This window comes from Salipaludibacillus neizhouensis (genome assembly GCF_002886185.1).
Taxonomy (GTDB): domain Bacteria; phylum Bacillota; class Bacilli; order Bacillales; family Salisediminibacteriaceae; genus Salipaludibacillus; species Salipaludibacillus neizhouensis.
In genome coordinates, this window is sequence record NZ_KZ614147.1 from 362,931 (window position 1) to 376,624 (window position 13,694).

Here is a 13,694-nt window from a genome sequence, read left to right on the forward strand (position 1 = left end):
TCTATTAAGATAAAGAGCGGTCAAATATATTGCCTCTCTCTACTTGTATCGTTTTCGCCTTTACATCAACGTGAGATAGCTTTGTTAAAGATGTATAGTCGCTAACGAGTTTTTCCTCTTCATGTATGGCTTCTGTTAAAACACCGACTCCTGCTACATTTGCTTGAAACTCTTGGACTAAATCCATCATCCCACGAATCGTCCCTCCAGCTTTCATAAAGTCATCAACAATTAATACATTTGAATGAGGCTTTAAACTACGACGGGCAAGTGACATCGTCTGGATGCGTTTCGTTGAACCCGAGACGTAATTAATACTCACGATCGATCCTTCTGTTATCCTCTGTTCGTGTCGAACAATCGATACGGGTACATGTAAGTGCTGAGCGACTGCATAGGCAAGGGGAATCCCCTTTGTAGCCATTGTCATCACTACGTCAATTTTTTCCTTCCGGTAATATGACGCAAAAACTCTCCCTAATTGTTGGGTAAGTGAAGAATCCCCAATGATATCCATCATGTACAAATAACCGCCAGGAAGTAACCTGCTAGGATCTTGTAACTGGACAAGAAGTTGATCAATAAGGTCGGTCGCTTCTTTTTCGTCGACCGTAGGAACAAATGTAACTCCACCTGAGGCTCCAGCTGACGTTTCCACATTTCCTAAACGATTCATCTCAAGAACTTCTTTAATTATTCCTATATCTTCACTTATCGAGGATTTAGCTGATTCATATCTCTCAGCAAAAAAAGTAAGTGGGATCAACTGGTGTGGGTTTGATAGTAAATATTGAGTCATATCCACTAAACGACCGCTTCGGCGAAATTTCATAGCTACCTCCGTAAAATCCGAATATTTTAACAGTAATATATCATTTTTATCCGGGTTTAACAAGGGAGACTGTCAAAGTATATAAGAAAAGCTGCATTGCAAACTTTAAAAAACTATCATCTGTTATAATTTTTTACTCGATGGTCTCTTTATTCCTGCCGTCCTCCAATTAATCGAACAACAAACACACGATCCATAAATCCTTTCAGACCATTATACAAGCGGTCCGCTTTCGCTTTACTCATTGTTAACGAAAAAACAGTTGGACCACTGCCACTCATTACTGTTCCTTCTGCACCAAATCTCACTAGACTTTCTTTAATATATTCCACATCCGGGGCTAACAGAAACGTTGTTGGCTCCATGACATTCTCGAGCCTTCTACATATGCCTTGGAAATCTTTTTTTTCAATCGCAGAAATCATCCCTTCCGTGTCAGGAGATCTCATGTTATTTAAGTCTAAACCTTCATAAATATCCTTCGTTGAAACTCCTCGAGGTGTTTTCGCCAAAATAACCCAACAAGGGGGTGGTGAAGGTAAAAAAGTAAGATCTTCTCCTCTTCCTCTTGCAATTGCAGTTCCTCCGTACACGCAGAAAGGAACATCCGATCCGATTTGCAGACCTATTTGAGCAAGTTCCTTTAAAGATAATTGCAAATCCCACATGTCGTTAAGTCCTCTCAACACTGCTGCCGCATCGGTGCTTCCACCGGCTAATCCGGCTGAGACTGGAATTACCTTTTCTATAAATATTTTGACACCCGAAGTAATCGAAAACTGATCCTTTAACAGCTGTGCAGCTTGGTAGGCTAAGTTTTGTTTATTACTTGGGACTTGTCCTTCCGTTACTTCGACAATTATTTTGTTTTCATCGATTAGTGTTAAATGAATACGATCTGCTAGATCAATCGTTGTCATAATCATTTCTACATCGTGATAACCATCACTTCGTTTTCTTAATACGTCCAACGTCAAATTAATTTTCGCTGGAGCTTTTACCACCCTATACATGAACTCACCTGCTTTTTTCCGTCAAATCTACTTTTGCTATTTTACCACTTCTTTATCCTCCATACTACCTTATTTTGCTGAGCAAATCGAACAAGAAAAAGAAGAAGTATAGAGGTTGCCCCCTAACTCCTTCACGCCGCAATAAGTTTTTTGTTACTTACCTAACCGTTGTTCTGCTAATTCGATAGCCCGTTTCACCATATTCCCAGCATCACGGGACCGAATTCCGCCCCAGCCTTCTTTCTTGACTGTATCGTAAAAACCAAGTTCCTTCGCCAGTTCCTCTTTAAAAGATTCTGACATAAGTCCTCTTCGTCTACTCATCGGCAGCATCCCCTTTTATAAATTATTGCGACAAGCCTTAGTCTTTCCCGCTATAAAAGGTTTTACGATAACAATGATTGGATACATGGGTAAAAAAAAACAATAAAAAACAGCTATCCAAAGAGCTCCATTGGATAGCTGTTTTTTAAATTTATGCTTCTTCCGGCAATTCGTCTGGTAGTGTTAGTTTAACCGTTTCTGTCAGCACATCTGTGTAGCTGTAAGAAAGTCGCTCAACGGAATGTTGGTCTCGATCCAACTTTACCGTAAATACTGCAGGATAAATTCCTTCAAGCAAGCCCGAACGTTCAATCATCTTCTTACGTCCTCCATTAGCTTGGATCTTAACTTTCTTACCCACATTGGCTTGTAGTGCTTCTTTGATTTCTAATAGCGTTTTAGCCATCCACCACACCTCACTTAAATACCAGTATATCACATCGATGGACAACAGTCAAATAAAACTAAAATTATAACAATGCTCAGTTACAGTGTCAATAGATTTATCCACATTTTATATAATTTAATTTAGATCTCTGTAAGCACTTACTTGTCTGTAATTCCAAGGTATACGCCCCTTCACTCCTCCTTTACTTGAGGTGAGTAATTGGGGAATCCTCTTCTTAGGCTACCATATGATTCCAATCCGCCTAATCCTTTTTCTCCGGAAATGGTTGTTTTTAATATTTCCCACATCCCTATTCTCTCATTAAATGGCGTCATACTAATTTTTGAAACAAGATAAACGGGGTCCAAGGCGTGAATATTTACTCTTTCCGGTGAACTGGCAAAGTTTGCCCCAGATTTCAGGATCGATTGAAAATGAGACTGACAAGCTCCAGCAAATATCATTAAATGATCCATGTAAGGCACTACTTTTCTTGCCTCTTTCACAGCATCGGCAAAATGTTTTGAATGCCGATAGGCTTTAAGATCATCCAAGTTGCCTTTTGAGCTACTGTAAGCATCATGTCCTGTAATAACTAATAAATCAGGACGTATCATTTCCACTAAAGAGGCCACTTGCGTCGATATTTCCTTTTCAGCCAAATGCACCCCATAAACGGGAACTCCTAATTTATCGTACACCTGAGTGCACTTTTTCAAATATATCGGGTCCCCATCAATATGGAGTACTTTTCCCGGCATCTCAAAATGATTGTTTTTTTTTGTATATCCAGCAGTCATATCAAATTCATTTTTTTCACGAATGAGCTTTCTCTCTTGTCGAAAAAGATGATAGCAACTTTCTTCTTTTAACTTATCTTTCTTTTTCCGCTCTTTTCGATCCTCATCTTCCAAGATAATCAAATCATCCAAGGGTGCGTCAGCAATTAATCGGATCTCTTCCCCGTGCAACTCAACTTCGTTCCCTTTAATTCGATGAATGCGGAACATGACATCGCAATCATACGATGCTCTGCCGACTATCTGACCAACCTTTATATCTTCCACACAAAACACCCCCTTCTTCGGTAGGTTATGCAAAGGGGGCTTCTAGTGCTACTTCCCGGTAGCCTTCACTTGATGGAAAAACTCATTAGACAAAAACGCAAACTCTTCCATAGATATGGATTCTGCTCGTCTCTTCGGGTCCACTCCATTTTCTTCTAATATGGTTGCCACGTCACTCTTATCTAACTTCTCCTCGAAGAATACACTTAAATTATTTAAGACAGTTTTTCGACGCTGTACAAACGAAGATTGCACAAATTCAAAGAAAAAGTCTTCATCTATGACATCTACAGGAGGCTTTTCTCTTCTCGTCAAACGTAGAATCGCGGAATCAACATTCGGCTGAGGAACAAAAACTGTTTTTGGGACAGTAAAAACAGTTTCTGCCTTCGCATAATATTGTGCAGCAATCGATAAGGATCCATATATTTTTGAGCCAGGACTTGCCGCTATTCTCTCTGCCACTTCTTTTTGCAGCATAACCACGATCACCCTAATTGGTAATTTTTCTTCTAATAACTTCATCAAAATTGGTGTCGTTACATAATACGGTAAATTAGCGACCACAGCAATATCTTGATTCGGTTTAAAATAACGCTGTACTTCCTGTAACAAGTTAGCTTTCAATACGTCTTTATGTACGATTTCCACGTGCGGATATGGGGATAACGTATCTTTTAGTATGGGAAGCAAACGTTGATCAATTTCAAATGCTAATACGCGTTCTGCTGATCTAGCTGATTGCTCTGTTAATGCTCCTATACCAGGACCTATTTCAATCACACCTGAATCTTCCGTTAACCCCGCTGCACGGACAATATTCGATAGTACATTCGGATCAATTAAAAAGTTCTGGCCTAAGCTTTTTTTAACAGAAAACTTGTATTTTTTCAGAATTTCTTGGGTTCGTTTTGGCGTCGCAATATCTTTATTCGTGCTTGTCATAGTCTAACTTCCTTTCTACTAGTCGCAATGCTTGTGAAAATTCATCCGATGATATGTGAAACTGCGTGAGTCGATTGCATAATTGTTTTCCGTTGGTATACCCAATTTTCAATTCTTTACCAAGGAGTTCCCGCTTTTGTTTCGCTTCCGGACCAGCAATCAATCCTGCTGTATGAAGGTCCTCCCGGCTAATTCCGTCGTGCTCCGCTCCATTTGGAACCTTCTCAAATGACGTTTTCGCATAAAGGAGTGCCTGATAAAGTTCATGTTCGTTTGCATGCTCAATCCCAATCTTGTTTCGACGATGATCAATGGCCGCTTCTCTCGGTAAAAAAGCGTGCTTACAGCCAGGGACGTATTCATTAATTGTTTTCCGAACCTTTTCACCAGGGTAATCGGGATCTGTAAATACGATCACCCCTCTTCGATCCAAAGCTAATTTTATTTTTTCAAGTGTTGAACCGGAAATTGCTGATCCATTTGTTTCAATTGTATCGCATTTAAAGAATCGTTTTAGCCTATTCGTATCATTCTTTCCTTCCACTACGATCATTTCATCAATTCTACGGTATTCCATATATCTGCCCTTCCAATAGCCATAATATAAATTAAATTACTATATTTATGAAACCAGTATTACACTCCTTCATCTATTATAGTATAGATCATAAAAAGAAGAAAAAAGAGACAATCTCAATAGCATATAAAAAAAGGATGACTTATGAGTCACCCCTTCAAAAATTTCTATTAACCTAATTATTAGTCCAAAACACGAATTTGTACCGACTGACGACCGAAAGACTGAACTTTACTTTTGTCAGGCATAAATATATCTATCTTATTACCTTTGATCGCTCCGCCGGTATCTCCAGCAATATATGTTCCATACCCCTTTACTTCTACTCGTGACCCTAGAGGAATAACACTCGGATCAACCGCAATAACATTTTTACCTGGATTCTCTCTTAAATTAATTCCTGTCGCTGTGACTCCTGAACAGCCATTGCAAAAGGCCGAGTAGGCTGTTGCTGTAAACGAACGCCATGACCCACTTGAAGAACTAGCCGAGCTAGAAGAATTGGAAGAGGATCCCCTTGAAACGGTTTTAGGCGCCGCTTTCTTTGTCCCAACGACGAGAATTCTATCTTCACTCTCTTGCACGACATTTTCTTTCACCAAGTCTCTTGACACTTCTTCTCCATCTTCGATAACAACTTCATATTGTTTCTCAATTTTACCTTCTTGACCCTTCTGAATAACTTCCTCAGATCCTTGGTCTATGGAGGAGTCATTTTTCGTGACAGTGCCAAAATTAACAGTTTCCTCCACAACATCGGTGACTTTTTCTACTCGAACCACATTTACTTTCCCCGTACCTTCAAGTTGCTCATCTTCAGCAGGTTCTACGCGATCGAGTTTATTTAAAGTTATCTTTTCTTTTTCTAAAAAGTCAGCGACCGTTGTGGAGGTTGTCCATACTTCCTTTTCTTCTCCGTCACTTATTACTGTTATTTGAAAAGCGGAATTGAATTTTACAACATTAACATCATTGAGAGAGTTTTCTAGATTCGGATCGACGATATCATGCTTATGAACCTCAATCTCTAATTCTTCCAGAAGGCCTTCGACGCTTTGCTTCGTTGTCCAAACTTTATTGAGTTCCCCGTCAAGACTAACCACAACTTTTTGGGCTTGTTTGAATTCAATCGACATTTCTTCCTTAATTTCTGTATCTACAGGTGGTTCGACGTAATCATGTTTCGTTACATCGATATCTTGTTCTTCCAAAACCTCACCAACAGTTGATGCGTGAGTGTGCGTCGATATCGAATCATCATCCGCTTCCACCGTTACTTCTGCTTTTGTTACCTCATAGATAGCAAATGCTATAATACTCATCAATGTTAGGAGCCCCACGCTGGATACCGCAAGCTTTTTCCATGAAAATTTACTGGAAAGCTGCTTCATCCATTGATTCATGGCTGAACCCCTCCTTTGCGACCTGAATTATACCCCTGTCTTTTCACCTTGTCAACCGAATATGAGAACTCTATCCTAGTCATTATGGAACCCCTCTTGACTAAAGGAAAGAAAAAGTGTTCGACAATTGGATTGAATTCTTTCGAAGGACTTTGTAGTAATTCAGAGAAATGGAGCACAGCACAATCGTATTGGCCAGATTTGCCTCACGCATTTTGTCAGGTTACCCCGAATAGTTTTTTCGCATTTGCCGACGTTGCACTTGCTAACTCCTCATACGTTATATTCCGTAATTCTGCAATTTTCTCTGCGATTAACTTTACATATGCAGGTTCGTTCCGCTTTCCTCTATTCGGATGAGGAGCAAGAAAAGGGGCATCAGTTTCAATGAGTAGACGGTCTAATGGCACCTCTTTCACTACTTCTTTCGGTAAAACCGCGTTTTTAAATGTGACCGGACCTCCAAACGAGAGATGAAAATTCATATCCAAACATGCATTTGCGATTTCCATATCACCAGCAAAGCAGTGCATGATTCCCCCAACTTCCCCCGCATTTTCCTCTTGCAGCACTTGGACAATATCTTCGTGGGCTTCACGATCATGAATAATAATAGGAAGTTTTACCCGTTTAGCTAAATGAATTTGTTTTCGAAATATATCTTTTTGAATGTCCTTCGGCGACTTATCCCAATGGTAATCAAGTCCGGTTTCTCCAATAGCTACAACTTTAGGATGGCTTGCTAGTTCCTCAATCCAATTAAGGTATTTATCCGTGCAATCAATGGCGTCAACGGGGTGCCATCCGACAGACGCATACAAAAAATCATAATTCTCTACTAGTGTCATCGCTTTATTGATTGTCTTTTCATCAAATCCTACAACGACCATTTTTTCCACACCAGTATCTTTTGCTCTTTGTATTACCTCTTCTACATCCTCTTCAAATTGGTCGGCATTTAAGTGTACGTGAGTATCAAATAACATGACTGTAATCCTCCTAATTTCTATACGAACACCCCTCCAGTATTTAATGGAAGGGTGTACTCTAGTTTGATAAATCGTCTACTTCACCTGAGAACCATTCGGAAGATCTTTTCCAACAGTCGCTAATGACAATTCATTATTTGCCGATCCTGCTAATATCATTCCTTGAGAAAGCTCCCCGCGAAGTTTCACGGGTTTTAAATTGGTGACACAGATAACTTTTTGACCAACTAACTGATCTGGATCGTAATGCTTCGCAATCCCTGAGACAACCTGGCGTTTCTCATAGCCCAGGTCCAATTGGATTTTAAGAAGTTTATCCGTCTTTTTTACCTTTTCCGCAGAAATAACCTCTGCAACCCGTAAATCTACCTTACTGAAATCATCGATCGTAATTTCATCAACCTCTGGTATATCCATTTCTTCAGAAGCACCAACCTTTTGATTGTCATCTTCTTTTGCTGCAACTGTTCCTCCCATCATTTCAACAATAGCTTTTACTTCTTCGTTGAAGTCTAAGCGAGGAAAAACCGGTTCCCCTTTGGAAACGACCTTTGTTCCAGTTTTAATGTGACCAAATACTCTCAACGTATTCCAAGCAGTCAACTCTTCATGAATACCAAGTTGGCTCCAGATTTTTTTAGGTGTTTTGGTTAAGAACGGTTGAAGAAGAATGGAAATTTGGCGTAATGATTCCACCAGGTGGTGCAGCACCGAACCTAGTTGATCTTTTGCTTCTCCATCTTTAGCCAACACCCACGGCTGCGTTTCATCAATGTATTTATTCGTGCGGCTAATAAGCTGCCCGATCGCTGTTAATGCTACAGAAAACTCCATATCTTCCATTGAATCCTCTACTTTTTCAACAGTCGCATCGACAAGATCTACAAGTGAAGCATCAAATGGCGTAGCGTCTTTAATGTATGCAGATATTTTTCCATCAAAATACTTATTAATCATGGCCACCGTCCGATTAAGGAGATTTCCTAAGTCGTTTGCCAAATCATAATTTATGCGGTCGACAAAGCCTTCCGGTGTAAATACGCCATCTGATCCAAATGGAACTTCACGTAAAAGGTAATATCTTAGTGCATCTAGACCGTATCGCTCGATTAATGGCACAGGGTCTACAACATTCCCTTTAGATTTAGACATTTTTCCGTCTTTCATAAGAAGCCAACCGTGACCAAATACTTTTTTCGGCAGTGGTTGGTCAAGTGCCATCAGCATGATCGGCCAATAGATCGAATGGAATCGGACAATTTCCTTTCCTACTAGGTGGACATCTGCCGGCCAGAATTTTTGATAATTCGTCTCATCATCACTTGCGTATCCGAGTGAGGTAATATAATTGGAAAGAGCATCGATCCATACATACACGACATGTTTTGGATCCTTGTTTACCTTTACCCCCCAGTCAAATGAGGTTCTTGATACCGCTAAATCTTCAAGTCCTGGCTTGATGAAATTATTGATCATTTCATTTTTTCGAGACTCTGGTTGAATAAAATTAGGGTTTTCTTCATAAAACTTCAACAACCGGTCTGAATATTTGCTCATTCTAAAGAAATACGATTCTTCGCGAACTTTTTCGACTGGATGTCCGCTATCCGGACTCTTCCCACCAATAATATTTCCTTCTGCATCATATTCTTTATCGTCTAATTGAAGTGCAGTGTAAAATGTTTCGTCAGAGATAGAGTACCAGCCTTCATATTCATCTAAATAAATATCACCTTGTTCTAACAGCTGATCGAAAATTTTTGCTACTACTATTTTATGACGTTCTTCCGTCGTCCGAATAAAATCATCATAGGATATATCAAGCTTTTTCCATAACTCTTGAATATCTTTCACAACACCATCAACAAAGTGCTGTGGACTAACCCCGTTTTCCTTTGCTTTTTGTTCTATTTTCTGACCATGTTCATCTGTCCCTGTCAAAAACCTTACTTCATAGCCTCTTAGACGTTTATAACGTGCCATTGCATCGCCTGCAACTGTCGTATAGGCGTGACCGATATGCAACTTTGCACTGGGATAATAAATTGGGGTTGTTAAGTAAAACGTTTTTTGCTCGTTTTTCATCGTTAAAGCCTCCTCTAGTATCATCATTTCCTATATCGTCCGTGAAAAAACATAAAAACTCCCGCCCCAATACAATGGGACGAGAGTATATCTCACGCGGTACCACCCAGATTTATCAATGACAACGATCATTGACCTCCAAGTTGCTGAATAGGATTCGAACTATATCCTCTAATCAGCAAACTACTGTATAACGAACAGCCCGTGATTTCTTTACTGAGACCATGCTCTTACAAGCAGCATCTCTAGCTCGGAAACCAAATCCTCCTAAGACCATCTTCAAAAGTTTAGCTTAACCGGTTTTCAGCAATTCCGGTTCTCTGGTATAAGCTTTGCTCCCTACTCATCTTTTCATCAGAAATAGTTTATAATTTTATTATCTCTACAAAATATACCGAACGAAGTCAATACTGTCAAGGTATCCATGAAGACAGGGTACACCGAATAATATTTAGTCTTTTTTTGTCGAATTAGTTCCATTACTAATATATAGTCCCTTACTTAACTAAAGCAGCTTCAAAACATTAGATTTTCTTTTTTATGGAAACAGTTGATAGATTAGTATTTCCCGACATAGTTTGTTAGAATACTTTTGTAATAAACACTTTTTAATTGACTTCTTTTGGAAGACTTGGTATTCTAATCTTAAGAGAATTTTGTCGAATAATGACACTGGTATATCACCTGTGATAGAGACAAAAAAGAGATTAACTATGTGAGAGGAGATTTTTTATAATGAAATCTACAGGTATTGTTCGTAAGGTTGATGAGCTAGGACGGGTGGTAATTCCAATAGAACTTCGTCGTACTTTAGATATTGCAGAAAAAGATGCACTTGAAATCTATGTTGATGACGATCGTATTATTTTGAAGAAGTACAAGCCAAATATGACCTGTCAAGTAACTGGAGAGGTTTCTGATGATAACCTTTCTATTGCTAACGGTAAAATTATCTTAAGCCCAATCGGTGCAAAAGAAATTTTAAAAGAGCTTGATAACTATATTGCAAAGCAAGAAAAGTAATAAATACATAAAATGCCTTCAAGAGAAGTGAACACTTCTCTTGAAGGCATTTTATTTTCAGGCGATTCATTCTAATTCTCTTCCTCAACGTGAAAGGCTTGATATACCTCTCGTTTAGGAATTCCTCGTTCAACCGCTACAGATTTAATTGCTTGCTTTGATGTTTCTCCTTCGTCCATCAACTTTTGAATATGATCTATCAACGAAACTTCTACCCACCAAGGAACATCTTCTAACGCCTTTTGTTCTTCTTCTGTAGCGCCTTCGATGACTACCACACATTCACCCTTTACAGCCTCTTCCAACAACCTGTCCTTTAATTCTTCCACAGTTCCACGAAGAATTGTTTCATACTGTTTCGTAAGCTCACGGCATAAAGCAATGTTACGGTTTCCCAACACTTCTTCTACTGCTTTAAGCATTTCTTTCAATCGATGAGGTGCTTCATAAAAAATTAATGTAGATGGACTGCCTTTCCATTGCTCTAACACTTGTTTTCGATGTTTTTTATTTCGATCAAGAAATCCGATGAAGGTAAAAGCGTCCGTCGGCAGACCTGAGACAACAAGAGATGTCACAGCAGCATTTGCGCCTGGCAGCCCTACAACGGTTAAACCCTCTTCGATAAACCGCTTTACAAGGTCTGCCCCTGGATCAGATATTGCCGGCATCCCGGCATCACTTACGAGTGCAATTACTTCCCCTCGCTGAGCGCGCGCAACTAACTCTCCTTCACGCTCTTTTTTATTATGCTCATGGTAGCTTATAAGTGGCGTACCAATATCAAACACATGACAAAGCTTCTTCGAATGTCTTGTATCCTCAGCCGCAATAATGTCTGCTTCTTTCAGAATATCCACAGCCCGAAAGGTCATATCCTGTAAGTTACCAATCGGTGTCGGGACCACATACAGTGTTCCAGTTTCATTTCCTTTTTGAAAACTACGTTGTTCCTTCAACACGATAAACCCCTCCTTTCGAAATATCTAATCTTTCTCATAATGATGTTTAAATACTTCCGTAAACTGATTAACATCGTCATAAACAATCCATGGCGGTAAAGTCGTGATTCCGGGATTACCTTCCCGCACACCTTCCACCATCACCATATTTGCGTCTTTTGTTGCTTTTGGATGTACGTATTGGATCCGCTTTGGTTCTATTCGATATTGCTTCATCAATGCAAACACATCTGCCACCCGTTCGGGACGGTGAACAAGGGCCACTCTTCCCTTTTGTTTAACTAATCTAGAAGAAACGTGAATCACATCCTCTAGTGTACAGGCCACTTCATGTCTAGCTAAGGAAAAAGGCTTGTCCTTGTTTTTTCCTTTCTCAGAAGTAACTGGAAAGTAAGGTGGGTTGCACGTGACCACATCATAGGTTTCCCAAGCCACCTCTTCCTTTAACAAAAGAATATCCGAATGGATAACCCGTACCTGATTACTGACTCCATTATGTACCATTGATTTACTTGCCAAGTTACATAAAAGCTCCTGAATTTCTACAGCATCAATTTTTGCCTCTGTTCGCAATGTCATCATTAATGGAACGGCTCCATTTCCAGCACACAGGTCCATGATCTTACCTTGAGGAACCGGCACTTTCACAAACTTAGCTAAAAGCACCGCATCCATAGAAAATGCAAAAACATCTTTCCTCTGATATATAAAGCGATTCCCGCCCGGCATATAGTCTAGTCTTTCATTTTCCTCCACTTATTCCCTTCCTCCCGACCCTTATATGAGTTGTGATACTTGTCTTCACCGGTCGCTTCGTCTCATAGCTTGTCCTGAGAAAAAAAGCCTTTCCGTTATACAACGGAAAGACTTACGGTTTCTCACTTCTTGTTTAGAAACGAAAGGCAAAAAAGACAATCTCCTTCTTTTCGAATACTCCCATAATGTAAATTACAAATATGGAAGCCTTCTTCATAAAGTCTCGCTAGATTATCATAACCTTCGCCAAAACCAGGTTGAATCCGGTCTTTCGTCTCACCTTCATCAGCTGCAGATTCCTTTGCAAGCTCTCTTGCCTCCGATTCTCTGGTCATACGATCACGTAAATGTTCGTTTTCCATTTGTAAATGAGTGTTTTCTTCAAGAAGTAACGCCAATTGATCTTTCAGTTCGCCTAATTCATGATGCAGGCCGCCAATCCGTTCTTCCATATGACTTACACGGACGAAAATTTCATTCTTGTTCACGATTCCCACACCTCATTATCCGTGGTTTACGTGGTGATCACTCCCTCATTTAGGAGCTCCTCTAAGGAAAATTCAATCACCTGTCCTGACTCATAAATTTCTACTTGAACAAGACGTTCCAACATATTTAATCCTACTACTTTTCCTTTGCCATAACTTGTCTCTAATTTCTCATAGAGGTCGGGAAGTTCTTTCTTCGCAGATTCATACGTGTCATTTTCATATTTTAAACAACACATTAGTCTTCCGCAAAGTCCAGAAATTTTAGTAGGATTCAGGGATAGGTTTTGATCCTTCGCCATTTTAATGGAGACAGGCTCAAAGTCACCTAAAAACGTTGAACAGCAAAGCATACGCCCACAAGGACCAATTCCCCCGAGCATCTTCGCTTCATCACGCACACCAATTTGTCTTAACTCAATTCGTGTACGGAAAACAGATGCTAAATCCTTCACGAGTTCACGGAAATCAATGCGGCCATCTGCAGTAAAGTAGAATAATACTTTGTTGCGGTCGAATGTATACTCGACATCTACGAGCTTCATATCAAGATCATGCTCATTGATTTTTGCAGAACAAACTTTGAACGCACTTTGCGATTCTTGTTTGTTCTCTTGCACAATCAGCTTATCTTTTTCCGTAGCTAATCGGAGGACGTTTTTCAACGGTAGAACGACATCCTGTTCTTCTACTTCTTTCATGCCGATAACTACCTTACCGAATTCCACCCCACGAGCAGTTTCTACGATAACATAGTCGTGTAACTTTATATCAAAGTCGCTAGGAGAAAAATAATATATTTTCCCAGCTTTCTTAAATCGAACACCTACTACTTGATGCAC

Annotated in this window: 15 protein-coding genes; 1 reads left to right on the plus strand and 14 read right to left on the minus strand. The window is 39.7% G+C overall.

Features of this window, described 5'->3' with window-relative positions:
• Positions 1-4 precede the first annotated feature (4 nt).
• The 10 genes from purR to metG all read right to left on the minus strand — a co-directional run bounded on the left by purR (position 5) and on the right by metG (position 9,623).
• On the minus strand, positions 5-832 hold the full coding sequence (gene purR / locus CEF18_RS18745; RefSeq protein WP_110938049.1) for a pur operon repressor: 828 nt from the start codon (positions 830-832) through the stop codon (positions 5-7).
• 149 nt (positions 833-981) lie between these two features.
• The gene (ispE, locus tag CEF18_RS18750) at positions 982-1,845 is read right to left on the minus strand and encodes a 4-(cytidine 5'-diphospho)-2-C-methyl-D-erythritol kinase (RefSeq protein ID WP_110938050.1); all 864 of its coding nucleotides are present in this window, start codon (positions 1,843-1,845) and stop codon (positions 982-984) included.
• 153 nt (positions 1,846-1,998) lie between these two features.
• Positions 1,999-2,169, minus strand: coding sequence for a small, acid-soluble spore protein, alpha/beta type (locus CEF18_RS18755; protein WP_110938051.1), 171 nt, complete (start codon positions 2,167-2,169; stop codon positions 1,999-2,001).
• A gap of 151 nt (positions 2,170-2,320) precedes the next feature.
• Positions 2,321-2,575, minus strand: a complete 255-nt coding sequence (locus tag CEF18_RS18760; protein ID WP_110938052.1) for a Veg family protein — start codon at positions 2,573-2,575, stop codon at positions 2,321-2,323.
• Between the two features lie 173 nt (positions 2,576-2,748).
• Positions 2,749-3,624, minus strand: coding sequence for a sporulation peptidase YabG (yabG, locus tag CEF18_RS18765; RefSeq protein ID WP_110938053.1), 876 nt, complete (start codon positions 3,622-3,624; stop codon positions 2,749-2,751).
• A 48-nt stretch (positions 3,625-3,672) separates the two neighbouring features.
• On the minus strand, positions 3,673-4,569 hold the full coding sequence (gene rsmA / locus CEF18_RS18770) for a 16S rRNA (adenine(1518)-N(6)/adenine(1519)-N(6))-dimethyltransferase RsmA (RefSeq protein WP_110938054.1): 897 nt from the start codon (positions 4,567-4,569) through the stop codon (positions 3,673-3,675).
• Entirely contained in the window at positions 4,553-5,146 is a 594-nt protein-coding gene (rnmV, locus tag CEF18_RS18775; RefSeq protein WP_110938055.1) for a ribonuclease M5, read from the minus strand. Before rnmV ends, rsmA begins: the two co-directional genes overlap by 17 nt.
• A gap of 182 nt (positions 5,147-5,328) precedes the next feature.
• Entirely contained in the window at positions 5,329-6,549 is a 1,221-nt protein-coding gene (locus CEF18_RS18780) for a G5 and 3D domain-containing protein (protein ID WP_110938056.1), read from the minus strand.
• 218 nt (positions 6,550-6,767) lie between these two features.
• Positions 6,768-7,535 (minus strand): TatD family hydrolase, encoded by a 768-nt coding sequence (locus CEF18_RS18785; RefSeq protein ID WP_110938057.1) that lies wholly within the window; start codon positions 7,533-7,535, stop codon positions 6,768-6,770.
• A gap of 78 nt (positions 7,536-7,613) precedes the next feature.
• Positions 7,614-9,623 carry a methionine--tRNA ligase gene (gene metG, locus CEF18_RS18790; protein ID WP_110938058.1) on the minus strand — a complete coding sequence of 670 codons (2,010 nt, stop codon included), beginning with the start codon at positions 9,621-9,623 and terminating at the stop codon, positions 7,614-7,616.
• Positions 9,624-10,358: 735 nt separating this feature from the next.
• Here metG and CEF18_RS18795 point away from each other — a divergent pair.
• The gene (locus CEF18_RS18795; RefSeq protein WP_110938059.1) at positions 10,359-10,646 is read left to right on the plus strand and encodes an AbrB/MazE/SpoVT family DNA-binding domain-containing protein; all 288 of its coding nucleotides are present in this window, start codon (positions 10,359-10,361) and stop codon (positions 10,644-10,646) included.
• A gap of 71 nt (positions 10,647-10,717) precedes the next feature.
• Here the strand turns inward: CEF18_RS18795 and rsmI are convergent, their stop codons facing one another.
• From rsmI to CEF18_RS18815, 4 genes are all read right to left on the minus strand, one after another.
• Entirely contained in the window at positions 10,718-11,608 is an 891-nt protein-coding gene (gene rsmI, locus CEF18_RS18800; RefSeq protein ID WP_183041214.1) for a 16S rRNA (cytidine(1402)-2'-O)-methyltransferase, read from the minus strand.
• A gap of 24 nt (positions 11,609-11,632) precedes the next feature.
• Positions 11,633-12,364, minus strand: a complete 732-nt coding sequence (locus CEF18_RS18805) for a tRNA1(Val) (adenine(37)-N6)-methyltransferase (protein WP_310793594.1) — start codon at positions 12,362-12,364, stop codon at positions 11,633-11,635.
• Positions 12,365-12,486: 122 nt separating this feature from the next.
• Complete coding sequence (yabA, locus tag CEF18_RS18810; protein ID WP_110938061.1) at positions 12,487-12,852, minus strand: DNA replication initiation control protein YabA; 366 nt, start codon at positions 12,850-12,852, stop codon at positions 12,487-12,489.
• Between the two features lie 26 nt (positions 12,853-12,878).
• Complete coding sequence (locus CEF18_RS18815; protein WP_110938062.1) at positions 12,879-13,694, minus strand: PSP1 domain-containing protein; 816 nt, start codon at positions 13,692-13,694, stop codon at positions 12,879-12,881.